The 26,340-nt window shown below is 58.4% G+C and carries 22 protein-coding genes and 4 pseudogenes; 25 read left to right on the top strand and 1 reads right to left on the bottom strand.

Annotated elements, in window-relative coordinates; all coding sequences use genetic code 11:
- The 17 genes and pseudogenes from AB5K84_RS38675 (at position 1) to AB5K84_RS38595 (ending at position 15,993) form a co-directional block, all read left to right on the top strand.
- Positions 1-1,791: a nickel-dependent hydrogenase large subunit gene (locus AB5K84_RS38675; protein WP_011084532.1), complete on the top strand. Its 1,791-nt coding sequence runs from the start codon at positions 1-3 to the stop codon at positions 1,789-1,791.
- Positions 1,792-1,795: 4 nt separating this feature from the next.
- Positions 1,796-2,488 carry a Ni/Fe-hydrogenase, b-type cytochrome subunit gene (cybH, locus tag AB5K84_RS38670; protein WP_014497983.1) on the top strand — a complete coding sequence of 231 codons (693 nt, stop codon included), beginning with the start codon at positions 1,796-1,798 and terminating at the stop codon, positions 2,486-2,488.
- A 34-nt stretch (positions 2,489-2,522) separates the two neighbouring features.
- Positions 2,523-3,121: pseudogene (locus tag AB5K84_RS38665) on the top strand (HyaD/HybD family hydrogenase maturation endopeptidase).
- Positions 3,122-3,123: 2 nt separating this feature from the next.
- Positions 3,124-3,414, top strand: coding sequence for a HypC/HybG/HupF family hydrogenase formation chaperone (locus tag AB5K84_RS38660; RefSeq protein ID WP_011084536.1), 291 nt, complete (start codon positions 3,124-3,126; stop codon positions 3,412-3,414).
- Positions 3,415-3,986: 572 nt separating this feature from the next.
- Positions 3,987-4,843: pseudogene (locus AB5K84_RS38655) on the top strand (hydrogenase expression/formation protein).
- An 835-nt stretch (positions 4,844-5,678) separates the two neighbouring features.
- Entirely contained in the window at positions 5,679-6,032 is a 354-nt protein-coding gene (locus AB5K84_RS38650) for a nickel-dependent hydrogenase large subunit (protein WP_014497978.1), read from the top strand.
- Positions 6,025-6,366, top strand: a complete 342-nt coding sequence (gene hypA, locus AB5K84_RS38645) for a hydrogenase maturation nickel metallochaperone HypA (RefSeq protein ID WP_011084541.1) — start codon at positions 6,025-6,027, stop codon at positions 6,364-6,366. Before AB5K84_RS38650 ends, hypA begins: the two co-directional genes overlap by 8 nt.
- A gap of 209 nt (positions 6,367-6,575) precedes the next feature.
- Positions 6,576-6,878, top strand: coding sequence for a hypothetical protein (locus AB5K84_RS38640; protein WP_014497976.1), 303 nt, complete (start codon positions 6,576-6,578; stop codon positions 6,876-6,878).
- Complete coding sequence (hypB, locus tag AB5K84_RS38635) at positions 6,824-7,177, top strand: hydrogenase nickel incorporation protein HypB (RefSeq protein ID WP_011084543.1); 354 nt, start codon at positions 6,824-6,826, stop codon at positions 7,175-7,177. The genes AB5K84_RS38640 and hypB overlap by 55 nt, the downstream gene beginning before the upstream one ends.
- A 37-nt stretch (positions 7,178-7,214) precedes the next feature.
- Positions 7,215-8,344, top strand: a protein-coding gene (locus AB5K84_RS38630; protein WP_085967575.1) for an IS3-like element ISRj2 family transposase whose coding sequence is annotated in 2 segments (ribosomal slippage) — positions 7,215-7,467 and positions 7,467-8,344 — 1,131 coding nt in all. Because the reading frame shifts where the segments join, the coding sequence is not laid out codon by codon here.
- A gap of 262 nt (positions 8,345-8,606) precedes the next feature.
- Positions 8,607-10,121: pseudogene (locus tag AB5K84_RS38625) on the top strand (Kae1-like domain-containing protein); the annotation flags it as partial.
- Positions 10,122-10,139: 18 nt separating this feature from the next.
- Positions 10,140-10,373, top strand: coding sequence for a HypC/HybG/HupF family hydrogenase formation chaperone (locus AB5K84_RS38620; protein ID WP_080588819.1), 234 nt, complete (start codon positions 10,140-10,142; stop codon positions 10,371-10,373).
- Positions 10,370-11,512 (top strand): hydrogenase formation protein HypD, encoded by a 1,143-nt coding sequence (gene hypD, locus AB5K84_RS38615; RefSeq protein WP_028154318.1) that lies wholly within the window; start codon positions 10,370-10,372, stop codon positions 11,510-11,512. Before AB5K84_RS38620 ends, hypD begins: the two co-directional genes overlap by 4 nt.
- Positions 11,509-12,555, top strand: coding sequence for a hydrogenase expression/formation protein HypE (gene hypE, locus AB5K84_RS38610; RefSeq protein WP_011084546.1), 1,047 nt, complete (start codon positions 11,509-11,511; stop codon positions 12,553-12,555). The genes hypD and hypE overlap by 4 nt, the downstream gene beginning before the upstream one ends.
- Positions 12,556-12,939: 384 nt before the next feature.
- Entirely contained in the window at positions 12,940-14,052 is a 1,113-nt protein-coding gene (gene ald, locus AB5K84_RS38605; RefSeq protein WP_011084547.1) for an alanine dehydrogenase, read from the top strand.
- 538 nt (positions 14,053-14,590) lie between these two features.
- On the top strand, positions 14,591-14,785 hold the full coding sequence (locus AB5K84_RS38600; protein WP_011084548.1) for a 4Fe-4S binding protein: 195 nt from the start codon (positions 14,591-14,593) through the stop codon (positions 14,783-14,785).
- A 143-nt stretch (positions 14,786-14,928) separates the two neighbouring features.
- Positions 14,929-15,993: an IS630-like element ISRj1 family transposase gene (locus AB5K84_RS38595; RefSeq protein ID WP_183117478.1), complete on the top strand. Its 1,065-nt coding sequence runs from the start codon at positions 14,929-14,931 to the stop codon at positions 15,991-15,993.
- A 186-nt stretch (positions 15,994-16,179) separates the two neighbouring features.
- Here AB5K84_RS38595 and AB5K84_RS38590 read toward each other — a convergent pair.
- Positions 16,180-17,206 (bottom strand): annotated as a pseudogene (locus tag AB5K84_RS38590) (IS3 family transposase); the annotation flags it as partial.
- A gap of 598 nt (positions 17,207-17,804) precedes the next feature.
- On the opposite strand from AB5K84_RS38590, the gene nifD reads away from it, so the two are divergent.
- From nifD to fdxB, 8 genes are all read left to right on the top strand, one after another.
- Positions 17,805-19,307, top strand: a complete 1,503-nt coding sequence (nifD, locus tag AB5K84_RS38585; RefSeq protein ID WP_011084552.1) for a nitrogenase molybdenum-iron protein alpha chain — start codon at positions 17,805-17,807, stop codon at positions 19,305-19,307.
- A 65-nt stretch (positions 19,308-19,372) separates the two neighbouring features.
- Positions 19,373-20,929 (top strand): nitrogenase molybdenum-iron protein subunit beta, encoded by a 1,557-nt coding sequence (nifK, locus tag AB5K84_RS38580; protein ID WP_011084553.1) that lies wholly within the window; start codon positions 19,373-19,375, stop codon positions 20,927-20,929.
- 92 nt (positions 20,930-21,021) lie between these two features.
- The gene (nifE, locus tag AB5K84_RS38575; protein WP_011084554.1) at positions 21,022-22,665 is read left to right on the top strand and encodes a nitrogenase iron-molybdenum cofactor biosynthesis protein NifE; all 1,644 of its coding nucleotides are present in this window, start codon (positions 21,022-21,024) and stop codon (positions 22,663-22,665) included.
- A gap of 9 nt (positions 22,666-22,674) precedes the next feature.
- A complete protein-coding gene (gene nifN, locus AB5K84_RS38570) occupies positions 22,675-24,084 on the top strand; it encodes a nitrogenase iron-molybdenum cofactor biosynthesis protein NifN (RefSeq protein WP_011084555.1) in 1,410 nt (469 codons plus the stop codon).
- Positions 24,081-24,476: a nitrogen fixation protein NifX gene (gene nifX / locus AB5K84_RS38565; RefSeq protein WP_011084556.1), complete on the top strand. Its 396-nt coding sequence runs from the start codon at positions 24,081-24,083 to the stop codon at positions 24,474-24,476. The genes nifN and nifX overlap by 4 nt, the downstream gene beginning before the upstream one ends.
- 6 nt (positions 24,477-24,482) lie before the next feature.
- Positions 24,483-24,947 carry a NifX-associated nitrogen fixation protein gene (locus AB5K84_RS38560; protein ID WP_011084557.1) on the top strand — a complete coding sequence of 155 codons (465 nt, stop codon included), beginning with the start codon at positions 24,483-24,485 and terminating at the stop codon, positions 24,945-24,947.
- Between the two features lie 19 nt (positions 24,948-24,966).
- Positions 24,967-25,161 (top strand): CCE_0567 family metalloprotein, encoded by a 195-nt coding sequence (locus tag AB5K84_RS38555; RefSeq protein WP_026312876.1) that lies wholly within the window; start codon positions 24,967-24,969, stop codon positions 25,159-25,161.
- 10 nt (positions 25,162-25,171) lie between these two features.
- Entirely contained in the window at positions 25,172-25,465 is a 294-nt protein-coding gene (gene fdxB / locus AB5K84_RS38550) for a ferredoxin III, nif-specific (protein ID WP_011084559.1), read from the top strand.
- Positions 25,466-26,340: the final 875 nt, after the last annotated feature.

The following is a 26,340-nucleotide window of genomic DNA, read 5'->3' as shown; positions in this document are numbered from 1 at the left end:
GTGGCCGTCCAGACGCCGAATGGGTTCAATCTCGATCGTTCCGGCAAGCGAATCGTTATCGATCCGCTGACTCGCATCGAAGGCCACCTGCGCATCGAAGCTAATCTCGATTCCGACAATGTGATCCGCAATGCAGTCTCAAGCGGGACGATTTGGCGTGGCATCGAAGTCATCCTGCGTGGGCGCGATCCGCGCGACGCATGGGCGTTCACCGAGCGGATTTGCGGGGTCTGCACCGGTACCCATGCGCTCACCTCCGTGCGCGCGGTTGAAAATGCACTAGGAATTACGATTCCGGAGAATGCAAATTCGATCCGCAACATCATGCAGCTGTGCCTGCTCGTGCATGATCACCTCGTACATTTCTATCACCTCCATTCGTTGGATTGGGTCGACGTGGTCTCCGCCCTCAAGGACGATCCCAAGTCGACCTCTACACTGGCGCAATCTATCTCGCCCTGGCCGCTGTCATCCCCTGGCTATTTCAAGGATCTACAGATCCGGCTCGGCAAATTCTTCGGATCAGGGCAACTCGGTCCGTTCAAGAATGGCTATTGGGGGCATCCGGCCTACAAACTGCCACCGGAAGCGAACCTGATAGCGGTAGCTCATTATCTTGAAGCACTCGACTTCCAGAAGGAGATCGTCAAAACCCAAGCGATTTATGGCGGCAAGAACCCGCATCCAAATTGGCTGGTGGGCGGCGTGCCGTGCGCGATCAACATCGACGGAATCGGAGCGGTGGGCGCAATCGGCATGGAGCGACTGAACATTATATCCTCCATCATCGACCGTTCGATCGAGTTTGTCGAGCAGGTCTATCTGCCCGACATTGCCGCGATCTTTTCGTACTATAAGGACTGGCTCCACGGCGGCGGTCTTTCGAGCAAAAGCGTGATGTCCTATGGCGATATCCCCGAAAAGGCCAATGACTGTTCCGGCGAGAGTTTCAAGCTGCCGCGCGGGGTCATTCTTGATGGCAATCTCAAGGAGATATTGCCGATCGACCATGGTGATCCCGAACAGATCCAGGAATTCGTCGCGCATTCATGGTATAAATACCCCGGCCATTGCTGCGGACTGCTTCCCTGGGATGGTATCACCGAGCCGAGTTTTGAACTTGGGCCAAAACTCAAAGGCAGCAAGACAGATATTAAAGAACTCGACGAAGGCGGCAAATATTCCTGGATCAAAGCGCCGCGATGGCGCGGCCGCGCCGTGGAGGTTGGGCCGTTGGCCCGATACATTATCGGTTATGCGCAAGGCAAAGCCGAGTTCAAGGAGCCCGCCGAGAGACTGCTCAAGGGGCTCAATCTTCCCGTGACTGCGCTGTTCTCGACCCTTGGCCGTACTGCGGCGCGGGCGCTCGAATGCCAATGGGCGGCGCATCAGATGCGCCATTTCCAGGATAAGCTGGTAATCAACATCAAGGCGGGCAACACGGCAACTGCCGATATCAGCAGGTGGAGGCCGGAAACCTGGCGCAAGGAAGCCAAAGGCTACGGGTTCACTGAGGCGCCTCGCGGTGCGCTCGGGCACTGGATTACGATCAAGGACGCTAAGATTGACAACTATCAATGTGTCGTGCCGACGACATGGAACGGATCTCCTCGCGATTCAAGCGGCAATATTGGCGCTTTTGAAGCTTCGCTGATCGGCACTCCGATGGCCGATCCGCAGCGCCCGTTGGAGATTTTGCGCACCATCCACTCCTTTGATCCGTGCTTGGCTTGCTCGACGCACGTGATGAGTCATGAGGGTCAAGAAATGGCCTCAATTAGAGTTCGTTAGGCCCATGCGGAACAGGGCTCAGAAGTTTCTTGCCGCCGCCGATGCGGCACTGGCTGGTCGCAGCATCCGTGGGGGCACCGCCCACATTTATGCGCTGGTGCGACTCTGGCATTGGGCTAATGCAGCCGCGATTCTGGTACTGAGTTTAACAGGCTATCTTATTGGAACCGGGACACCGGCGATATGGGGAATGGCAAGCGGCGGTTTTCTATTCGGCTATATCCGCTTTGCTCATTTCTCGGCGGGATATGTACTCAGCGCCGGCTTTCTTCTGCGTATCTACTGGGCCTTGATGGGAAACGCGCACGCCATGCAGATCTTTTGCGTGCCGCTTTGGCGCCGGTGCTTTTGGCGGGAGTTGCACCACGAGATTCGCCGGTATTCGTTCCTTGCGGTTGAGCCTGAAAGGGGCCTCGGGCACAACCGCCTTGCTCAGCTAGCAATGTTCTTCATGTTTACGCAGACGATCACGTTCATGGTCGTCACCGGCTTTGCACTTTACGGGCAAGGTGCCGGTACTGACAGCTGGCAGTACAAGGTGTTCGGCTGGGTGTTTTCACTCTGGCCGAACAGCCAGGACTTTCACACCTGGCATCATCTCGGCCTGTGGGTGATCGTGATGTTCGCGCTGGTCCACATCTACGCGGTGCTCTGGGACGACGTCGTGTCGCGCCGCAGCTTCCCTTCTATCAAGTAGGTGAGCATTGGTTTGGCGATTGACTGGGAAGCGGATGCTCAATTCAACAGAGAAAAAGCGGATTTTGGTGCTCGGCATTGGCAATATTCTGTGGGCCGATGAGGGATTCGGTGTGCGTGCGGTCGAGGAGTTTCATCGTAGCTACGCGGTCGATGATACGTCACCGTTCTCGATGGCGGCACCCAGGGGCTCTACCTCGTTAGTTTTCTTGAGGGGGCCGACTGCCTGATCGTGTTCGACGCCATCGACTATGGATTGCTGCCCGGGCAGTTGGAGCTTGTACGAGATGACGAAGTGCCAAAATTCACGGGGGCCAAGAAGGTGAGCCTGCATCAGATGGGCTTCCAGGAGGTCTTGAGCGCGGCCGATTTGCTTGGCCGCCGCCCGCGAGAGCTCGCTCTTATCGGCTGCCAGCCGATGGATCTGGAGAATTGGGGCGGTCCGCTGACCGCGCCGGTGCGCTTTCAGATTCCCCCCGCGATTAGACTGGCCTGTAAGCTCCTAGAGCAGTGGGACTCGCCGGCAAAACCGCGGAGTGCGCCGCTGCCTGCATCAGAACGGCTGTTGGCGAACAATATTGACCATGCGAATTATGAAATGAAAGGCAGAGCCGATCTAGCGGCCTGCGGCTGATTATGTGCCTTGGCTTGCCAATGACGATTGTCGAGACCGACGGTGTCACCGCGTTATGCGAGTATGGCAATGAGCAGCGGCGCATCTCCGTCGTGCTGCTCGCTGATGTACGGGCCGGCGCCAAGGTGCTCGTTCATATCGACAGCGCAGTGCGGCTCCTGGACGAAAACGAAGCAAGGCTGATCTGCAAAGCACTTGACGGGCTTGAGGCCAGCCTCAACGGTCAGAGCTGCGATCGCTTCTTTGCGGACTTGATCGGTCACGAGCCGCAATTGCCGGAGCACCTACGCTAGCGCTTCCGCTCCCTTGCACCGGCTGGGGTTCATAGACCGGATTCCAGTCGCAGGACCATCGGCTTGGACAACGTCAGGCGCTACGCCGTTGGGTCGAACGCGACTCGCGCACCTAGAGATGATTGGCATGCGCCTTGCTAACCGCCATGCTGGCAGAACCGATCATGATCAGAGAGGAGTGTGATGAAGTTGCAGCCGGCTCAGCATGCTCTGACACGGCCCGCTCCGTCCGACGACGTGGAGGGCGTTAGCGCCGATGCGCGCCTGGTCGCGCACGTTCCCAGGAAGGCGACCTTGATGCCGCTGCCGGCGGCTGATCCCCTACATATTCTGCGGATCAGTGAAGCACCCTCGCGCGGCCCTGGTGGCACACTGACCGGCCGGCCCGGCCAGCGTAGACTGTCGACGCCGCGCCTATCCCCGAGGAACAATATACTCTGCCTGATCGGCAAGAGACCGGATCGTTTGCTCACGATCAACCGCATCTCCTCACCGATCCTTTGGGCACTCGCCGGCAGCACCGGCGCCGTCAAGTGCAATACCCCTCGACACAGACAATGGAACATCGCATCGTGAAAGCAGCGATCCCCGTTGTATCTGGCGGCGCCGGCCGCGCGGCGAGCGGCTTTACCACAGGTTCTGGAACTCTCGATGTATTCTATCGCGGCGCGACAAGTGCGCTTGTCAATCGCGTTTGGCGGGTTTGCGACGAACGTGCAAGGAAGTATCCGAACGCTGCCCTGCTAATGTCAAATGTCGCTGCTGCTGTTGGGGGTCAGAGAAGCGGTGATCCGACACAATTGTACGGACTCGCAAATTTCAGCGATGCCGAGCGCAAGCTGATTGACGAATTGCTCGGGGAAGGCGAGGTGACCGGGTGGTTGCGTTGCCGGACGGCAGTTTGGCACAAATCCGGGAGTCCGTGCATGCCGGAATCTGGCGCGTGCGCATCGGAACCGAACCGGCGCACGAATATGTCGAGGTTGGAGCGATTCCGCAGATTGTCCGGCGTGCCGCAACTGACCTGACATCAACCGAACTTCTGATTGACACGCCGCCGGATGGCGCGATGAACGTTCAACCGGTGCTGGCCGAAATACGCGAGCGGGCCAGCGTCTGGCAATTTTGCATGAATGCGCATGTCATCAATCTGACGTTACTGCCAATGAGCGTTGTCGACTTGACATTCCTGCAGCAAAGCTTGGGCAACGGACCCGTCCAACTCATGTTGCGGGGCTACGGTGCCTGCAGAGTGCAGGCAACCGGGACTAGGAATGTTTGGTCCGTGCAGTTCTTCAATTCTACGGACAACATCATCCTTGATACGGTGGAGGTCGGGGGCGTGCCGATTGTTGCGTTGGCTGCCGACGAGGATTTCCAGGACTCTGCCGGACGCGTGCAGGAAATTCTCGAGGCGTACTTCACATGATGCGCTCGGGCACTCGACATCAGTTGCGTTCCCACAGACGGCGCCTTCGGATGGATCATAGCTTGCGCGGGGGGAGGGGGCAGCATTGCGCATGAACCTCACTGCAAGCAACAAAATCCATGTCCGCGTATTGCTAGCTGCCGACGTAGTCGCCTCGGTCGAGATCCAGCCGCGAGTCCGGCCGCCGCTGGGTCGGATATTCGCCGGAAAGCAGGCCTCGTCACTGCTCAACGCAGTGCCGCGGCTCTTCGCGTTATGTGCCGCTGCGCAGCAAACCGCACTGTTGACCGCGATCGAAACGGCGCGCGACGAAGTGATCACCCTCGCAAAAAAAACAGCATCGTATTGCGCTGATCGTTACCGAGCGCATCATGGATTTGGCACGGGGCCTATTTGCCGGACATCTCACGCTAGAGGTCGCCAGTGCGGCAGCAATCCGCTCCCTGATGTCGGAATTGTCAGCGCTTGTTCGCTCCGCCCAGCGAGCCTCGTGCCCCCCCTCAACGGGAAGCAACAGCGCGGATCGCGGCGGCGCTGGCCGCGCTGGGCGTACCGAATGAGGGACGCGCGCTCAGGTCCGGCAGCCCACTGTCGCTTCGCGTCGCGGCGCTTCATGAGGCCGGCTTGAAGTCGGCTCCGGCAGCATACTCGTTCCTGTCCGCTGCTGACGACTTCAACATCGCGAAGCGATTGCTCGGGGATGATTCGACGTTTTGCGATTGTCCGGATCTGGAAGGACATGTGCCCGAGACGGGTCCTTGGGCGCGCCAAATGACCCGGGATCGGTTCTTGCTGAGACCCTTCGGTGCGGCCGAGCGGCTGATGGCCAGAATAGTTGAAATCGTCCGGGCTATGTGCCTGGCTTGAGGCCGGCGCTCAGCCGGATACCGCAGAGCATGGGATTATCGAAAGATATAAGCTTGGGCCCGGTCGTGCAGCGGCCGCGGTCGAATGCGCCAGGGGACGTCTCTACCACGCTGTTGAGCTTGACGCTCACGGCCGGATATCTCGCTTCGAATTCCTGGCGCCGACGGAGTGGAATTTCCATAAGCGCGGACCGCTTGTACGGAACCTGCAGGGCGCCGTGCTGACAGCTCCGCGGCGCTGTGATGCAGTCCACGCGGTGATTGCGTCGCTGGATCCGTGCGTCGGGTTCACTCTCAATTTTCGTGAATTTCACGATGCATGAAATGGCCATTTGCATGGGGATCATTCAGATCGTCGAGGAGAAGGTACGGGAGCGATCCTCTTCGCGGGTGCGGAGCGTCTGTTTGGAATTGGGAACGCTGAGTCATGCCGCGCCTGAAGCGATCAGGTTCTGCTTTGCTGTCGCTGCAATGCGGACCGTTGCCGAAGGCGCCGCGCTTAATATCGTTGAACTACCGGGCGTTGCCTGGTGCATGAGCTGTTCGAAGAGCGTTGAAATTGCACGCCGGGGTGATTGCTGTCCTTGCTGCGGCAGTTATCAGTTGCAGGTAACCGCGGGCGAACAGATGCGCGTGAAAGCGCTGGAGATCGATTGATGTGTACCGTTTGCGGCTGCACGGAAGGTACACCGACGACCAAACACTCGAGGACAAATGATGCGAAGAGCCACGAGCGATACAATGACCATGTGCGGGACTCTTGCGATGGCCATTCTCCTCTTCGCCGGCCGGCCCACCATCAGGCACATGGCATACAGCCGCTTCCGAGCGGCGGCGCCGGCTCGGCTGATTCAAGGGTCGGGGGCATGAGCGGAAAGCAGGTCATCGAGATCGAGCGCGATATCCTGGGCAAGAATAATGGGATTGCGGCGGTCAACCGGGCCCTCTTCCTTGCCGATGACGTTCTCGTGTTTAATCTTTTATCCAGTCCCGGTGCAGGTAAAACGACGCTGCTGGTCCGTGCCGCGTCCGAGCTCAAGCGCAGCCGCCCGGTCGGTGTCATCGAAGCGACCAGCAGACCTCGAACGACGCTGAACGTATTCAGGCTGTCGGCGTGCCAGCCGTTCAAATCAATACCGGCAAGAATTGTCATCTCGATGCTGCAATGATCGGCGGAGCTTATCGCCGCTTGCCCCTGCTTTCAGGCGGCATTCTCTTCATCGAGAACGTCGGTAATCTGATCTGTCCCGCTGCCTTCGATCTTGGCGAGGCCTGCAAGATCGTGGTGTTCTCGATTACGGAAGGTGAAGACAAGCCCCTCAAATGTCCTGATATGTTTGCTGCTTCATCCCTCGTGGTGATCAACAAGATCGATCTGGCGCCGCTGCTTGAATTCGATTTGGAAAAGACCATCGAGAGAGCTGGCCTCGCAAATTCGGACAGTAGCTTGAGTGGATTTTCTGCCTGACAGCGGCGAGGATTCTTGCTGCGAATCAGGAGCGAAGATGACGAAGAAGAGCCGCCGGACGCATTCTCCGGCATTCAAGGCGAAGGTTGCTTTGGCTGCGGTCAAAGGAGACAAGACACTGGCGGAGCTGGCGCAACTGTTTGATGTTCATCCGAACCAGATCACGATCTGGAAAAACCAGCTCCTGGAAGGCGCCGCCGGCGTGTTTGGGCATGACAAGACATCGGCCGAGACGCCGGTCGATTTGAAGGCGTTACATGCCAAGATCGGCGAGCTGGCGTTGGAAAACGATTTTTTGTCCGGCGCGCTCACCAAGGCGGGCCTGCTGAGCGCAAAGCGATGATCGACCGCGGTCATGATCTTTCTATCGTGCGCCAGGCGAAGGTCCTGAAGCTGGCTCGCAGCACGGTCTACTATGAACCTCGGCCAGTTTCGGCCGAGGACCTTGCCTTGATGCGTCGGCTCGATGAGCTGCATCTCGATTATCCCTTCGCGGGAGCGCGTATGCTGCGATCGTTGCTGCGGCGGGAGGGGGTATACGCCGGTCGCCGCCACATCGCGACGCTGATGAAGCGCATGGGGATCGAGGCGGTCTATCGTCGCCCGAACACGAGCAAGCCGGCTCCGGGTCACAAGATCTACCCGTACCTGTTGCGCGGATTGAAGATCGAGCGGCCCGACCATGCGTGGGCAATGGACATCACCTACATTCCGATGCGGCGTGGCTTCGTCTATCTCGCGGCGGTCGTCGATGTGTTCAGCCGACGGGTCCTGGCCCATCGCGTCTCGATCACAATGGAGGCGGCCTTCTGCGTCCAAGCGGTCCAGGAGGCGTTGGCGAAGCACGGCAGACCCGAGATTTTCAACACGGATCAGGGCAGCCAGTTCACCAGCCTCGAGTTCACCGATGTGCTGCTGGACGCGAAGATCGCCATCAGCATGGACGGCAAGGGCGCCTGGCGCGACAACGTGTTTGTCGAGCGGCTCTGGCGCACGGTCAAATACGAAGAAGTTTATCTCCGCGCCTACGACAGCGTGTCCGAGGCGCGAGCGTCAATTGCCAAGTATCTGGCCTTCTACAATCAGGGACGCCCTCACTCGAGCCTTGACGGGCGCACGCCCGACGAGGCTTACTTCGGCACGCAAGCTATGGTGATGGCCGCATGACCGTCGCCGACGATTTTGTCGTCGCTCTGGTCGGGCTACGCCCTCCCGACGCAACGACAAAATCGTAAAGCCCCGCGTTCAGCATAACCCGGCAGGAATCCACTTAAATCCAGCGCGGCGCTGTCCAAACAACCGGGGCCAGCTCTGAGTATGCCAGACGGGTCAACCCAAAGATTGACGTGCTTGTCGTTTCGGCTCGTACTGGCGAGGGCTTTGGCGCGCTCTACGCCTGGATCAACAGGCAGGCGCGCCGTCAGAGGCGCGCCTTAGAGGACGCAAGGCGATGAGCGCCGCAGCCACCTGCGATCGAAAGCGACTGCGCGTGCGCGTGAGTGGAGCAGTGCAAGGGGTTGGCTTTCGTCCCTACGTCTATGGACTAGCCATGCGGTACGGATTGGCGGGATTTGTCATCAATGGTCCCGAGGGCGTTCTCATCGAGGTCGAGGGGCACCGTACGTCTGAGTTTATTGCCGCGTTGCCGCAGCGTGGAGAGGCTGGCCCGGTCATCGTTGTCACCAGTGCAAATCTCTACGGCGAACCCCTGCTGATCGATAACGTGGAGGCGTTGAGACAGCTCAAGGGGGTCGCCGACCTGGTCGTGACCCATGATCGCGATATCTTGGCGTGCGCTGATGATTCCGTGGTTTCGGTGGCCGCTGGCCGGGACCAATTCATCCGTCGTGCTCGCGGCTATGTTCCCGAGCCAATTCGGCTTGCAAGGTCTGTCCCGCCCGTGCTCGCCGTCGGCGGGATACTGAAGTCGACCGTCACCATCACGCGGGACGACCAAGCGTTCGTCTCTCAGCATATTGGCGATCTAAATACGGCCGAAAGCATCCGTGCGTTCGAGAAGACGATCCGGCACCTCACATCGAGCCTCGGCGTGGAGCCTGTCGCCGTCGCCCATGATTTGCATCCCGATATGGCTTCTACCCGGTTTGCGGAAGCAAATGCTCGCGCGCTAGTCGCGGTTCAGCATCACCATGCACACGCTGCCGCAGTAATCGCTGAGCACGGCCATGCGGGACCTGCGCTTGCCCTGGTGCTCGATGGCCATGGCTTTGGCTCCGACGGCGGTAACTGGGGTGGCGAATTATTGTTGTGCGAAGAGACGTCGTCCCAGCGCATCGGGCACTTAGCGCCCCTGCAGATACCGGGTGGAGATCGTGCAGCCCGCGAGCCGTGGCGCATGGCCAGCGCAGTATTACACGGGCTCGGCCGGGGTAACGAAATCGGGCAGCGCTTTGCCGCGCAGCGGCAAGCCGGCTGTCTGTCGGACTTGCTCGATCAGCCGGGCGGGACCACCACGACCAGTGCGGGACGGTTGTTCGACGCGGCAGCGGCGCTGCTAGGTATTGCGAATCTGCAGAGCTATGACGGCGAAGCAGCGTTGAAGCTCGAAGCGCTGGTGCGGGGTACTACGATTCTGGAAGCCGGCTGGACGATCGAGGGCGGCGTGCTGTCCCTTGGTCCGCTATTTTCACGTTTGATTGCTGATGACATTGACGCTGCCGGAGGAGCCGGGCTGTTTCATGGCACGTTAGCCGCTGCCTGCGTTGACTGGGTCACACGCTCTGCGCGGACAACCGGCATCAATACCGTGGTTCTGAGCGGCGGCTGCTTCCTGAACGCGGTGCTGGCGGACAAAATCCCGCGGGGGTGCAGCGATGCCGGTCTTACCCCCCTGGTACCGCGACGGCTGCCGCCCAATGACGGCGGTTTGAGCCTCGGCCAGGCCTGGATTGCGGCTCTAAAGATTGCTCAACAGCCGCCCGCCGGGCAGGAGCTGCCTGATATGTGTCTTTCGGTTCCGGCAAAGATCGCGAAAATTCTTCCCAACGAAATGGCCCTCGTGTTCATCGATGGCGTCAACCTGGAGATATCGATTGCCCTCCTCGACGAGCTCGACGTCGGCGATTTCGTCCTGGTCCATGTCGGCTATGCGCTCGCTAAGATCGATCCGGCGGAAGCCAAGCGCACGCTAGAGCTCCTGCAGGAGCTAGGCGCTGCGAAGGAATGCCGATCGTGAAATATTCCAGCGAATTTCGCGACAAGACTATCGCGCAGGGACTTGCGCGAGCAATTGACGCTGAGGTCAGTTCACAACGAGCCTACCGGTTCGTGGAATTTTGCGGTGGACACACTCATGCAATCTCCCGCTACGGTCTTGAGGATCTGCTGCCCGCGAACGTTCGGATGATCCACGGGCCCGGTTGTCCCGTCTGCGTTCTGCCGGCGAGCCGTATCGACATGGCGATCCGGCTCGCCGAGCGGCCAGAGGTCATTCTGTGCGTCTACGGCGACCTGATGCGCGCGCCTGGGTCGCAAGGGCAGTCCCTGTTGCTTGCCAAAGCGCTGGGTGCCCACATTCGGATGGTCTACTCGACCCTCGACGCTATCCGGCTCGCCGAACAGACGCCGGGCCGCGAAGTGGTCTTCTTTGCCATCGGATTTGAGACCACGACGCCCCCGACGGCGGTCATGATCAGGATTGCCGAGCACAAGCGGCTCGAGGGCCTTAGCGTGTTCTGCAATCACGTTCTTACGCCCTCTGCGATGCACCGCATTCTCGAGAACCCGAAGATCCGCAACACGGGCGGGGTCCCCATTGACGGCTTCATCGGGCCTGCACATGTCAGCACCATTGTCGGTACGCAGCCTTACGAGCCCATGGCGGAACAATTCGAGAAGCCGATCGTGGTCGCCGGATTTGAACCCCTCGACGTGCTGCAGGCTGTCCTGATGCTGGTGCGGCAAGTGAACCAAAACCGCCACGAGGTGGAAAACCAATACAGCCGTGCAGTGACACGCGAAGGCAACCGGCGCGCCAAGGAGGAGGTCTCGCAGGTCTTCGAGCTGCGTGAGCAGTTTGAATGGCGCGGGCTTGGACTGGTACCCAACAGCGGACTGAAGCTGAAGCAATCATATGCAAAATTCGACGCCGAGACGCGCTTTGCGATCCATGACCTGCGTGTCGCAGACAATCCGGCCTGCGAATGCTGCGCGATCCTGCGTGGCGCCAAACGGCCGATCGATTGCAAGTTGTTTGGCAATATCTGCACGCCGGAAACGCCCATAGGAGCCTGCATGGTGTCATCAGAAGGAGCTTGTGCGGCGTATTGGACCTATCGCCGAGTTCGCGATGAGCAGGCGAGGCAGACGTCATGAGCGTGAAAGCCTATCAACGCAAGCTCGATGTGGAGAACGGACGCGTTGAACTTTCCCACGGGGCCGGAGGCCGTGCCATGGCACAGCTAATCTCCGGCCTCTTTCATCAGGCCTTCGGTAATGAATGGCTCGCCGGCTCCAATGATCAGTCGGCGTTCGATGTTACCGCAGGCAGGATGGTGATGACGACTGATGGCTATGTGATTTCGCCACTGTTCTTTCCTGGCGGCAACATCGGGTCATTGGCTGTGCACGGCACGATTAATGACATCGCGATGTCCGGTGCGCGTCCTCTCTATTTGTCGGCCAGCTTTATCATCGAGGAGGGTTTCCGGTTTTCGGATCTCAAGACGATCGCGGAGTCGATGGGCGCGGCGGCATGTGCCGCCGGCGTCTATATCATTGCCGGGGATACCAAGGTGGTCGAGCGTGGCAAGGCGGACGGTCTGTTCATCTCTATGACCGGGATCGGGCTGGTGGCCGATGGGCTCGATCTTTCCGCTGACAAGGCAAAGGTCGGGGACCGTGTGCTGCTGTCCGGTAGCCTCGGTGATCATGGGGTGGCGATCATGTCAAAGCGTCAGAACGTTGCATTTCAAACCGAAATCGTCTCCGACTCAGCAGCGTTGCATAGTCTCGCTGCGGCCATGGTTGCCGCTGGCGGTGGCGGCATCCGGGTAATGCGCGACCCTACGCGCGGCGGGCTCGCTGCGGCTCTCAATGAGATCGCGCTTCAATCAGAGCTCGGCTTCCATCTGCAGGAATCGATGATTCCGGTGAAGCCTGCGGTTGCGGCTACCTGCGAACTGCTTGGACTCGAACCGATCCATGTTGCCAACGAAGGCAAGCTCGTCGCGATCGTGGCGCCGGATTCTGCCGATGCCGTTCTCGCAGCCATGAAGGCGCACCCCCTCGGGTCCAATGCGGCCGATATCGGTGAGGCGGTGGCTGACGATCACAAATTTGTGCAGATGACGACCGATTTCGGCGGCCGGCGAATCGTCGACTGGCTGTGGGGGGAACAATTGCCTCGGATCTGTTGAACAGGCTGCGCAACGTCCATTTCTTGGCCGCCATTTACTGACAACGCCATTAGCCCTCAGCTCAACAAGCGTTTCGCTTGATAGGCAATCCTACCTAATTGGCAAATTGCTGTCTTTGCTGCTTGAGGAGTTCGGCGAGGCTGGATTTCGGTTGTTGGCTTTTCTGCGGGCCGCGACTGCAATTCGGAACGATTCACCGGCATCGCGCAGTTTTCGACGGCTAAGTTCAGCGAACAGGATCACACGATCTACCCAGCACCCCTGGGTTTGAAATCCTGCGAAGCCTCGCAAATATCGCTGAATTCCTGCGCCATTTTGCCCGGCTGCGTCGCGATATCGCTGCGCGCTTCCGATAAGAAGGCGCGTCAGGCAGGGAGTATTCAAATGAAGGTCGGAGTTCCAAAGGAAATCAAGGCGCACGAATATCGCGTGGGCCTTACCCCAGGAGCTGCCCGTGAATACGTGGCAGCGGGCCACCGCGTGATGATCGAGACCAATGCCGGCGCTGGCATTGGTGCAACCGATGGCGATTATCGCAATGCCGGCGCAACGATCTTAACTTCGGCAGCTGAGGTATTCGCATCGAGCGAGATGATCGTAAAGGTCAAGGAGCCTCAGCCGGCCGAATGGTCCCAGCTGCGTGAGGATCAAATCCTGTTCACCTATTTGCACTTGGCCCCGGACCCGGAACAGGCTGCCGGCCTCTTGAAATCTGGATGCATTGCAATCGCCTATGAGACCGTAACTGATGCTCATGGTGGTCTTCCACTGCTGGCGCCGATGAGCGAGGTCGCGGGCAGGCTTTCGATCGAAGCGGCGGGTAGCGCTCTAAAGCGGAGTACAGGGGGGCGAGGGCTGCTGATCGGTGGGGTGCCCGGGGTTCAGCCTGCCCGAATCGTGGTGATTGGAGGTGGGGTCGTCGGTACGCACGCCGCGCGCATGGCGGCTGGTCTGGGCGCAGAGGTGACCATCATCGATCGTTCGATCATCCGGCTCCGTGAGCTGGACGAGCTATTCGAAGGACGGGTTCGCACTAGGTTTTCGACCATCGAATCCGTGGAGGAAGAGGTATTTGCGGCGGACGTGGTGATTGGTGCGGTGCTCGTCCCAGGGGCAAGCGCTCCGAAGCTGGTCCGCCGGAGCATGCTGAGCTCAATGCGCAAGAGAGCCGTACTCGTGGACGTCGCTATCGATCAGGGCGGCTGCTTTGAGACATCGCGCCCAACCACTCACGCTGATCCAACATACGAAGTAGATGGCATCATTCATTATTGTGTGGCCAATATGCCGGGTGCCGTGCCGCTAACCTCGAGCCAGGCACTGAATAACGCGACCCTGCCGTTTGGTTTGGCTCTGGCCAACAAGGGTTTTTCCGCCGTACTCGAGAATCCACATCTGCGCGCAGGCCTCAACGTCCATCGGGGCCGGCTAACATACAAGGCGGTGGCCGAGAGCCTCGGGCTGCCCTTCTCCCCGATCGAACAGGCTGCGGCCTGATCCCAGAGGCCCTCATGGGCGTTTCCTCCCTGACTAAGGCCACCCTTCGGGGTGGCTCTTTTTTTCGGCTATTAATCAACTGACCTCCGCCAGTATTGATTAGGAGTGCGGAACGAAGCAGAGGATCACCGGACGAACGCCTGCCTCAACCGCCGCCAGGATAGGGAGACGATGTACCTTCCGGTCCCATTGAGTGAAGCCGACAAGATGCGCCGCGGGCGACCTGATACTTGCCCGGACAGCTCCATGATGTCGCGACACATCGATCATAGCCGCGGCAGGCGGCCTTAAGGATCTCGGATCGTTCCCTAATGCTGGAGAAGGTGGTTTACCTGATCGCTGACGGCCGTGACACCGATCATGCGCAAACCACAGGATCGAGATCAGATTGTCATGTTCGTTGTAGGATTTGCGACACCGTATCGGGTCGGCGACCTGCGTTATCGAAATTTCTTCAGATGAATCAAGCTCAAGATGTCTGGCACAAGACTTGATAGCAAGAAACTGTTCCGCACCTTTTGCTTATGGAATAGCACTGATGGCCTACAAGATAATCGCATCCCAATGCACGGTCTGCGGTGCGTGCGAGTTCGAGTGTCCCAATGCCGCGATTAGCCTGAAGAACGACATCTATGTGATCAATCCGTCCCAGTGTACCCAATGTGAGGGGCATTCTGACGCGCCAAAGTGCGCCGTGGTTTGCCCCGTGCCAGATACTTGCGTGCCCGCATAGGAGCGGCAGCCGATGAGAGGGGCTCCTGCACGAAGCATGATGAAGATAATATCCAAAACAGCCGCCTTTGCGACCCGTCTCCCGTTTTCCTCGCTCGCTAGTACCCACTTTTCTTGGAACGTGAGTCGTGATTCAAGGTCGGGATGATACCCGAAGCAAGAGAAGTCCACCTTTCGAGGAAAGATCGCAAGGTGCTTGAGGCGTGCTGTCGCTCACCGGTGACGTTGCAGCGCGATTTGAAGCGGGCGCGGATAGTTCTGTTGGCGGCGGATGGGCGCAGCACCCGGTCGATCGCCAAGGAAGTTGGGGTCCAGCCGCGGATTGTCAGCCTTTGGCGGCATCGCTATGCCGACCATGGCCTTGAAGGGCTGCAAGACAAGCCGCGGCCTGGCAAGCAGCCGATCTATACGAAGACGACCGACAAGCGGATTCTGAAGCTGCTGGATAAGCCGCCACCGCAAGGGTTTGCGCGCTGGACCGGCCCCCTGCTGGCCGAGGCGCTGGGCGATGTCGATGTCCAATATGTCTGGCGGTTCCTGCGCAGCCACAAGATTGACCTGGTGGCTCGCAAGTCCTGGTGCGAGAGCAACGACCCGAACTTTACGGCCAAAGCCGCCGATGTTGTCGGCCTCTATGTCGCGCCGCCGGCGAAGGCCATTGTGCTGTGCGTGGACGAGAAGCCCTCGATCCAGGCTTTGGAGCGAGCGCAGGGTTATCTGAAGTTGCCCAGTGGCCGCGCCTTAACCGGCCAAAGCCACGATTACAAGCGGCATGGCACCACAACATTGTTTGCGGCGCTCGAAGTCGCCACCGGAAAGATCATCGCGACCCATTCAAAACGCCGGCGCCGCGTCGAGTTTCTCGATTTCATGAACAGCGTCACCGCGACTTTTCCGAACCGCAAGCTTCACGTCATCCTCGACAACCTCAACACCCATAAAAAGAACGAGGACTGGCTCAAGGCCCACCCCAACGTGCAATTTCATTTCACGCCGACAAGTGCGTCATGGCTCAATCAGGTCGAAGTATGGTTTTCCATCTTGCAGGGGCAGTCGCTCAGCGGCACCTCCTTCACGAGCCTCAAGCAGCTTCAGGAACACATCGATGCCTACGTCAACGCATACAACGACAGAGCCGAGCCCTTCGTCTGGACCAAGAAAAAGGTCCGTCAACGCCGTTTCAAAGGCCGCCGTATCACTCAGCTCTGATTCCGGGGACTAGCCCCGTGTTCGAAGAGAGCTGGCCCCGGTTGTTTGGACAGCGCCCCGCTGGATTTAAGTGGATTCCTGCCGGGTTATGCTGAACGCGGGGCTTTACGATTTTGTCGTTGCGTCGGGAGGGCGTAGCCCGACCAGAGCGACGACAAAATCGTCGGCGACGGTCATGCGGCCATTGCGGAGATAAACTTCTTCGTATTTGACCGTGCGCCAGAGCCGCTCGACAAACACGTTGTCGCGCCAGGCGCCCTTGCCGTCCAACGCGCCTAGTCGTCGGGCGCGTCCCCTAGCCACAACGCAATGCTGATGGCGATCTTCGCGTCCAGCAGCACATCGGTGAACTCGAGGCTGGTGAACTGGCTGCCCTGGTCCGTGTTGAAAATCGCGGGCCTGCCGTGCTTCGCCAACGCCTCCTGGACCGCTTCGACGCAGAAGGCCGCCTCCATTGTGATCGAGACGCGATGGGCCAGGACCCGTCGGCTGAACACATCGACGACCGCCGCGAGATAGACGAAGCCACGCCGCATCGGAATGTAGGTGATGTCCATTGCCCACGCATGGTCGGGCCGCTCGATCTTCAATCCGCGCAACAGGTACGGGTAGATCTTGTGACCCGGAGCCGGCTTGCTCGTGTTCGGGCGACGATAGACCGCCTCGATCCCCATGCGCTTCATCAGCGTCGCGATGTGGCGGCGACCGGCGTATACGCCCTCCCGCCGCAGCAACGATCGCAGCATACGCGCTCCCGCGAAGGGATAATCGAGATGCAGCTCATCGAGCCGACGCATCAAGGCAAGGTCCTCGGCCGAAACTGGCCGAGGTTCATAGTAGACCGTGCTGCGAGCCAGCTTCAGGACCTTCGCCTGGCGCACGATAGAAAGATCATGACCGCGGTCGATCATCGCTTTGCGCTCAGCAGGCCCGCCTTGGTGAGCGCGCCGGACAAAAAATCGTTTTCCAACGCCAGCTCGCCGATCTTGGCATGTAACGCCTTCAAATCGACCGGCGTCTCGGCCGATGTCTTGTCATGCCCAAACACGCCGGCGGCGCCTTCCAGGAGCTGGTTTTTCCAGATCGTGATCTGGTTCGGATGAACATCAAACAGTTGCGCCAGCTCCGCCAGTGTCTTGCCGCCTTTGACCGCAGCCAAAGCAACCTTCGCCTTGAATGCCGGAGAATGCGTCCGGCGGCTCTTCTTCGTCATCTTCGCTCCTGATTCGCAGCAAGAATCCTCGCCGCTGTCAGGCAGAAAATCCACTCAAGCTACTGTCCGAATTTGCGGGGCCAGCTCTGTGTCCCTCGGCATGTACAACGCACGCGAAGACATCGATGTGATCGTGCGTGCCCCTTATCAAGGCGCGACGATGCTCGTGTGATCTAACGAGCCTAAGAAGTTCACGTGGCGTCGAGGTAGCTCGCCTTGAGATCTAGAGCGCGAGATCGCGCACGTCATTACATCGCAGGTGAGCACCTGTAGGTTTCAATAAGTATGAAGGATTGGAAGCCAGACTTGCGGCCTGCTTCCGCCTTACACCGCAGAGCGTTGCTGTCGCGCATAAACTCAAAAACTCCGCCGTGAATTTCACGCGCGGCCGCCTTGTTCCATTTCGAACACCGCCAAACCAAGAGTCCCTCGCAAAGGCGAGATGTCGGATTCGCAACAACAGCCCGTCACCGTACAAGTCGCGCTAAGAAACTGTTGTTGTTCTAGTTTTAGTGCTCATGAGACCCTGGCATGCCGGTTGCAAAGTCTTGGATCAAGAAGCCGCCCTCCCAACAGCTAACCTTTTAAAGGACACCAGATGAGTCTCGCCACGACCAACAGCGTCGCAGAAATCAGGGCTCGCAACAAAGAGCTGATCGAGGAGGTGCTGAAGGTCTATCCGGAGAAAACCGCGAAAAGGCGTGCCAAGCACCTCAACGTGCACCAAGCAGGTAAGTCGGACTGCGGGGTGAAGTCCAACATCAAATCCATACCCGGCGTGATGACGATAAGAGGGTGCGCCTATGCAGGGTCGAAGGGGGTGGTCTGGGGACCAATCAAGGACATGGTTCATATTAGCCATGGCCCGGTTGGCTGCGGCCAATATTCATGGGGCTCGCGGCGCAACTATTACGTTGGCACCACGGGCATCGATAGCTTCGTGACTCTGCAGTTCACCTCCGACTTCCAGGAAAAGGATATCGTATTTGGCGGCGACAAGAAACTGGACAAAATCCTTGATGAAATCCAAGAGCTGTTTCCACTCAACAACGGCATTACGATACAATCAGAGTGCCCGGTAGGGTTGATCGGTGACGATATCGAGGCGGTGTCAAGGGCGAAATCCAAAGAATATGGAGGCAAGACCATCGTGCCGGTCCGTTGTGAGGGCTTTCGGGGTGTGTCGCAGTCACTAGGCCATCACATTGCAAACGATGCGGTACGCGATTGGATTTTCGGGCATATCGAGGCCGAGGGCAAACCAAAGTTCGAGCCGACACCATACGATGTTGCGATCATCGGAGACTACAATATCGGCGGCGATGCTTGGTCATCGCGAATTCTGCTTGAAGAGATGGGACTACGGGTAATCGCGCAGTGGTCCGGCGACGGTTCACTGGCCGAGCTCGAAGCAACGCCGAAGGCAAAGCTCAACATTCTGCATTGCTACCGTTCCATGAACTATATCTCACGCCACATGGAAGAGAAGTTCGGCATCCCTTGGTGCGAGTACAACTTCTTCGGACCTTCAAAGATCGCGGACTCACTGCGCAGGATTGCGGGTTATTTTGACGACAAGATCAAGGAAGGCGCCGAGCGAGTGATCGAGAAGTATCAGCCGCTGGTGGACGCCGTGATTGCAAAATATCGCCCGCGCCTCGAGGGCAAGACGGTGATGCTGTACGTCGGCGGCCTTCGTCCGCGTCATGTGATTGGCGCGTACGAGGACCTCGGGATGGACGTCATTGGCACTGGCTACGAGTTCGGTCACAACGACGACTATCAGCGCACAGCTCAGCACTACGTGAAAGACAGCACCCTCATCTATGATGACGTCAATGGCTATGAGTTCGAGCGCTTCGTCGAAAAACTCCAGCCTGATCTTGTCGGCTCAGGCATCAAGGAAAAGTACGTTTTCCAAAAGATGAGTGTGCCGTTCCGGCAGATGCATTCGTGGGACTATTCGGGTCCATATCACGGTTATGACGGCTTTGCGATCTTCGCGCGCGACATGGACATGGCCGTCAACTCGCCAATTTGGAAAAGAACGAAAGCTCCCTGGAAGGAAGCGCCGAGCGCCAAGCTCCAGGCTGCAGAATAACGCAACTCGTCTCGCTCTCCGGGAAAGCCCGGGCGATTCCAATCTGATAGTGAAGGATTTCACCGATGCCGCAGAGTGCCGAACACGTGCTCGATCATGTCGAACTGTTCCGCGGTCCAGAATACCAGCAAATGCTGGCGAAGAAGAAGATATTCGAGAATCCGCGCGATCCTGCCGAGGTCGAACGTATCAAGGAATGGACCAAAACGGCCGAATATCGCGAAAAAAACTTCGCGCGGGAGGCGCTGGCGGTAAATCCGGCGAAGGCGTGTCAGCCGCTTGGCGCCGTATTCGCCTCTGTCGGCTTTGAGCGCACGCTGCCCTTCGTCCACGGCAGCCAAGGCTGTGTGGCCTATTACCGCAGTCATTTGTCGCGGCACTTCAAGGAGCCTAGCTCCTGTGTCTCTTCATCAATGACGGAAGATGCTGCCGTATTCGGCGGTCTGAACAACATGACCGACGGGCTCGCGAACAGCTACAAGATGTACAAGCCCAAGATGATTGCGGTTTCCACAACCTGCATGGCCGAAGTGATCGGCGATGACCTGAACGCCTTCATCAAGACGTCGAAAGAAAAGGGCTCGGTTCCGGCAGACTTCGACGTGCCGTTCGCCCACACGCCCGCATTCGTTGGCAGTCACGTCACCGGCTACGACAATGCCCTCAAAGGCATTCTGGAGCATTTTTGGGACGGCAAGGCCGGAACAGCGCCGAAGCTGGAGCGCAAACCGAATGGAGCGATCAACATCATTGGCGGGTTCGATGGATATACCGTCGGGAACCTTCGCGAGATTAAGCGCATCTTGGAATTGATGGGCATCCAGCACACAGTTCTCGCCGACAATTCTGAAGTGTTCGACACTCCGACAGACGGCGAATTCCGGATGTATGACGGTGGTACGACGCTGAAGGATGCGGCGAACGCGATTCACGCCAAGGCGACCATCTCCATGCAGCAATGGTGCACGGAAAAAACGCTGTCATTTGCGGCAGAGCATGGCCAGGACGTTCTATCCTTCAACTACCCGGTAGGCTTATCAGCAACGGATGACTTTATCGTCGCGCTGTCACGCATCAGCGGCAAGGAGATTCCGGAGCAACTCGCGCGAGAACGTGGCCGCTTGGTTGATGCCATTGCCGACTCAAGCGCTCATGTTCATGGCAAAAAGTTCGCGATCTATGGCGATCCGGATCTTTGCTATGGATTGGCTGCGTTTCTGCTCGAACTCGGCGCCGAGCCGACCCATGTGCTGTCCACCAATGGCAACAAAGCGTGGCAGGAGAAAATGCAGGCGCTGCTTGCAAGCTCGCCATTTGGACAGGGCTGCCAAGTCTATCCGGGGCGGGATCTCTGGCACATGCGTTCACTCTTGTTCACCGAGCCGGTCGATTTTCTGATTGGCAACACCTATGGGAAGTATCTGGAGCGTGATACCGCAACGCCACTGATCCGCATCGGCTTTCCGATTTTCGACCGGCATCACCATCACCGCTCCCCCATATGGGGCTATCAGGGCGGTCTGAATGTGCTGGTCAAGATCCTGGACAAGATCTTCGACGAGATCGACAACAAGACCAACATTCTTGGCAAAACCGACTACAGCTTCGACATCATTCGTTGATGAGCAACTACACGTGCCATCGTCCAGGACTGGACGATGGCACGAGCACATAACGGTTGAGTTTACAATTTGTTGCCCTGAGAGGAAGCAGGATGAGTTCACTGGCGGCCACGGTCCAGGATATCTTCGACGAGCCGGGCTGCGCCAAGAATGGCAGTAAGTCTGAGGCGGAACGCAGGAACGGCTGTACCAGACAGTTGCAGCCGGGTAGCGCTGCGGGTGGCTGTGCTTTCGACGGCGCGAAGGTTGCGCTGCAGCCGTTCACCGATGTCGCTCACTTGGTACATGGCCCGATCGCGTGCGAAGGTAATTCCTGGGACAATCGCGGCGCGGCGTCGTCCGGCTCGGATTTGTGGCGCACCGCTTTCACAACCGATTTGAGCGAAACCGATATTGTATTCGGAGGCGAGAAGCGGCTGTGCAAAGCGATCAAGGAGATCATCGACAAGTGCGATCCGCCCGCAATCTTCGTCTATCAAACCTGCATCCCGGCGATGATCGGCGATGACATCAATGCAGTCTGCAAGGCAGCGTCGCGAAGATTCTCAAAACCGGTGATCCCGATCAATTCTCCGGGCTTCGCCGGTTCGAAAAACCTCGGTAACAAGCTCGCGGGCGAAGCCTTGCTCGACTACGTGATCGGCACGCGAGAACCGGACTACACCACGCCGTACGACATCAATCTGATCGGAGAATACAACCTTTCAGGAGAGCTCTGGCAGGTGAAGCCAGTGTTAGACGAGCTTGGAGTGCGAATTCTCTGCTGCATTTCGGGCGATGGCAAATACCGCGAAGTCGCTTCATCTCATCGCGCGCGGGCGGCAATGTTGGTGTGCTCAAAATCCATGATCAACGTGGCACGCAAGATGGAGCAACGTTACGGGATCCCATTCTTCGAGGGGTCGTTCTACGGTATTCAGGATTCAAGCGAATCGCTACGCCAGATCGCCCGCTTATTGGTTGAGCGCGGCGCCCCGGCAGATCTGCTCGGGCGCACCGAAGCGGTGATCGCGCGCGAGGAAGCGCGGGCGTGGGCTGCCATCCAGCCGTACAAGCCGCGACTCGAAGGCAAAAGGGCCTTGTTAATGACCGGCGGTGTCAAGTCATGGTCGGTCGTCTCGGCGCTCCAGGAAGCCGGGCTGGAATTAGTCGGAACCAGTGTGAAGAAATCGACCATGGAAGACAAGGAGCGCATCAAGGAGCTCATGGGGCAGGATGCCCACATGATCGACGACATGACTGCGCGCGAAATGTACAAGATGTTGAAGGACGCAGAAGCGGACATCATGCTATCGGGCGGCAAGTCGCAATTTGTCGCGCTGAAGGCGGCGGTGCCATGGGTCGATATCAACCAGGAGCGTTGCCACGCCTATATGGGCTATGCCGGAATAGTCAAGCTGGTGGAGGAGATCGATAATTCGCTCTCAAGCCCGATGTGGGAGCAGCTACGTCGGCCAGCGCCATGGGAGGCTTTGGCCAAAGCGCGGGAGCAGATGCAGTCCATGGCCGCGATCGCCGGCGATCCGGTCCTCGCCGAAACAGCGCGCCGCGCGAGGAATATCTGCGTGTGTAACAGGGTTGATCTGGGCACGATTGAGGACGCAATCTCCGTGCACGGCTTGAGGAGCGTCGCAGCGGTCCGAGAGCATACCAATGCGGCCGGTGGCTGCTGTCAAGGACGCATCGAAGATATGTTGATGTCCGAGCCATCTGATATGCGACAGGCCGCAGAGTAGGGAGTCGCCATGGCCCTGGTCACGGCGCCGACAAAAGCCTGCGTTGTCAACCCGCTGAAGATGAGCCAGCCGATCGGCGGCGCATACGCCTTCATGGGGCTGCGCGGTGCGATGCCGCTTCTGCACGGCTCACAGGGGTGCACATCCTTCGGTCTCACGCTCTTTGTCCGGCACTTCAAAGAAGCAATACCGCTGCAGACCACCGCGATGAGCGAGGTCGCGACCGTACTCGGCGGATATGAAAATTTGGAGCAGGCGATACTTAACATCTCCAAGCGCGCTAAGCCGAAGATCATCGGAATCTGCTCGACCGGTGTCACCGAGACCAACGGCGACGATGTGGAAGCGTACCTCAAACTAATCCGGAGTGCGTATCCGCAACTCACAAAGTTGCCGCTCGTATATGTATCAACGCCTGATTTCAAGGGCGCGTTCCAGGATGGGTGGGAGAAGGCAGTTGCACGCATGGTGGAGGTGCTGGTGGACCGGCCAAGTGCCAATGGCCTGCGGGATCCCTCGAAGGTAAATGTTCTACCGGGGTGTCACCTGACGCCCGGCGACCTTGATGAACTCCGTGCCTTGCTGGAGGATTTCGGATTGTACCCCTCCTTTCTCCCTGACTTGGCGGGATCGCTCGACGGGCATATCCCCGATGAGTTTACGTCAACGACCATCGGCGGCATTGACGTCGACGAGATCGCGAGCATGGGGCGCGCAGGGTGGACCATTGCAATCGGTGCGCAGATGCAGCGCGCGGCTGAGGTCATGCAGACTAAAACCGGGGTGCCTTTTCGTGTGTTCGAGCGACTGTGTGGTCTTCATCCAAACGACGATTTCATGATGTTTTTGAGCGAGATTAGCGGGCGCCCGATACCCTCGAAATATCGACGCCAGCGCAGTCAGCTCGCCGATGCTATGTTGGACGCGCACTTCCATATTGGCGGCCGCAAAGTCGCGATCGGTGCCGAGCCAGACCTTCTGTTCGATTTATCCGGCATGCTGCACGATATGGGCGCGCAGGTGACCGTCGCCGTGACGACCACTCAGTCTGAGGTGATCGAGCGAATCAGGACCAAGGAGGTTCTCATTGGTGACCTCGAAGATCTGGAAGGATTTGCAAAAGAAAAGCATTGCGATCTGCTGATCACGCATTCGCATGGAAGGCAAGCGGCGGGGCGGCTGAAAGTGCCGTTCTATCGCGTAGGTTTTCCGATATTCGATCGGCTTGGCGCGGGCCACCAAGTATCCGTCGGCTATCGTGGTACCCGCAATGTGATCTTCCAAATCGCCAATCTCGTGATCGCGCATCGCGACGAGAACGACCGACCTACACCCGATAGGTGGCGGACCACGCCCGGACTGCCACAACACGTGGGGCATCGCCGCTCCACTGGCGCGCCTGAAAGGTCAATTGCATGAAGGTCGCTTTTGCCACTCAGGATCTGAGACGCGTCGATGCTCATTTTGGCTGGGCAAAGAATATTGCAATCTACGATGTCGCGCCCAGCGGGCATGTCTTTCTTAAAGCTATCGAGTTTGAGGGCGATCTTGAGGAGGACGGCAGTGGTGACAAGTTGGCGCCAAAGATCCAGGCGATCAAGGATTGCGCCATCCTATACGTCGCGGCCATTGGTGGTGCCGCGGCTGCGCGAGTGGTGGCCAGCAAAATTCATCCTATCAAGGTGAGCAAACCGGAAAGCATTCACGTGTTGCTGGAAAAGCTCGAGTCGGTGCTGAAGGGCACGCCACCTCCCTGGCTGCGCAAGGTCCTTGCAAAGGACCAACCGCGATCGTTTGAGTTCGACGAATGAGATGATATGACCGCAAAAATAGCGCAGCAGGGCAGCGTCGTCGACGCACCATTTCTAATCGAGTTAGTCAAGCTTTGGCGCGCCCAGGATACCAATGAAGCCTGGGAAGGGAAGAGCGACCTTGATCTGCTCGAACCCTATATCCTGAACAGGGAGAGACGACGCGCATTGCCGATCATCGGTGATCCCGATCCCAATACACTATGGCGGCTTGAGTTGTTCTTCAATGCGGTCGGCCTGTCAGTAGAGAGGGAGACCGGCATTATGGTTCAGCCGATCCTGAAGCTGCATCATGAAGGCTTCGGGCGCATAGTGCTCATCGCAGGGCGGTTGGTCGCCGTAAACAAGCAGCTGCGCGACGTGCATCGCTTGGGATTCGATAATTGCGTCAAGCTGGCTCAAGAGGGGGATAGATATGTCAGCGAGGGAATTGGCCTGATTCGGAAATTTCCAGACGTGGCTAACTATTGAGGATACTCACTCATGGGCGATCAGTGAAATACTGAAGGCCGAACTAAAGAAAGTGTCCGCCAAGGCGATACAGGCCAAGATGGATCTGCACGACCTTTCGGAAGAATTGCCCATCAACTGGACGTCGATTATGGCGGTGGCGCAGAAGGCGTACGATGTCTATGTCGAACTGGAGCGCAAGAGTCGCGAGCTAAAAGAGCTGGAAAATACTTGAAGGGCAATGCATGTCATTTGCAACGCGAGACGGCCGCGACTGGATGCCACAATACCTAGCCTCGATCGATGCCAAGAAGTGCATCGGCTGTGGCCGCTGTTTCAAGGTGTGCGGTCAAGATGTCATGACTTTGAAAGGCATCAACGAGGAGGGCGAACTCGTCAACCTTGACAATGACGCGGACGATGAAGTCGAAAAAAAGATTATGGTTCTGAACGATCAGGGCGCCTGCATCGGCTGCGGTGCGTGCGATAGGGTTTGCCCGGCCAGCTGCCAGACCCACGTCCCAGCCGCAGCTGCATGAGCGAAGGGGATCTATCTCCCGTTCGCCGCAGCGCGTGGAGGGAGGCCCCGCTGGATCAGGTCAATCCGCAACGGAGACTCGTGCCAGCCGGCCCGAATGGCCCGATTTTTTCCCTGAATGGCAAGACGGAACGAGCGGAGATGCGCATGGCCGAATGCTGCTCAGCCCCGAGGCAAGCCATACCGGCTGTCTGGCGCCTGCTTGCAAGTCTCGCTCGTATCGCAGGATCCGCGTTTTGTCGAAAAGCGACTTGGCCTTGGGCGGGCGATCATATTACCGTCGTGGTCGTCTAGTCGGTTTTCCGAATAGGCACTTCCTTCGGAGCCAGTCGTGCTCATCCTATCCTGTGGCCTTCGGTTGCGGGATCGGCAGGAGCGAAAGTCTGCCGCGGTCCACGGGTTTTACAATTGTCCGGCCGATCATAGCCGCCGATCGCGTTGAAGCGCATGTGATGGTGGCACCTGTGTCTTCGCGATTCTATCCTGGGACCGGATGGTGCTGCTCCGAATTGGATGACAGTGCAATAGCACGTGCGAGTCGCGGACGCCGCGACAAAAGCACCGGGCAGCAATTCTGCGCGCACGCCGCCGATCCTCGATAGACGGCTGCATTGGTCAATGGCAGCGACGACCGAAAGTAAAGGGCGGTGCTGCAGATCTGCGCCGTTGAACGTCACATTTTTGATGATCAAGCGCGGACAATATCGCACGCCATCAGCCTGCGATTGCTGGCCAGCGGGTGCGTGACTCGCTTGCGGATTGCGCAGCCGCAGCCTCCGAGCGCCGGCAGATGCTTAGGTCAGGTTGTGGTCAGTTAGGTTGTATATTATGAACGCGAGCTTGCGCGGCATGAGCTCAATCGCGTGCAATGTTGCC

This window comes from Bradyrhizobium sp. 1200_D9_N1_1 (genome assembly GCF_052075915.1).
Taxonomy (GTDB): Bacteria; Pseudomonadota; Alphaproteobacteria; order Rhizobiales; family Xanthobacteraceae; genus Bradyrhizobium; species Bradyrhizobium diazoefficiens.
This window is presented reverse-complemented; position numbering and strand designations above follow the sequence as displayed.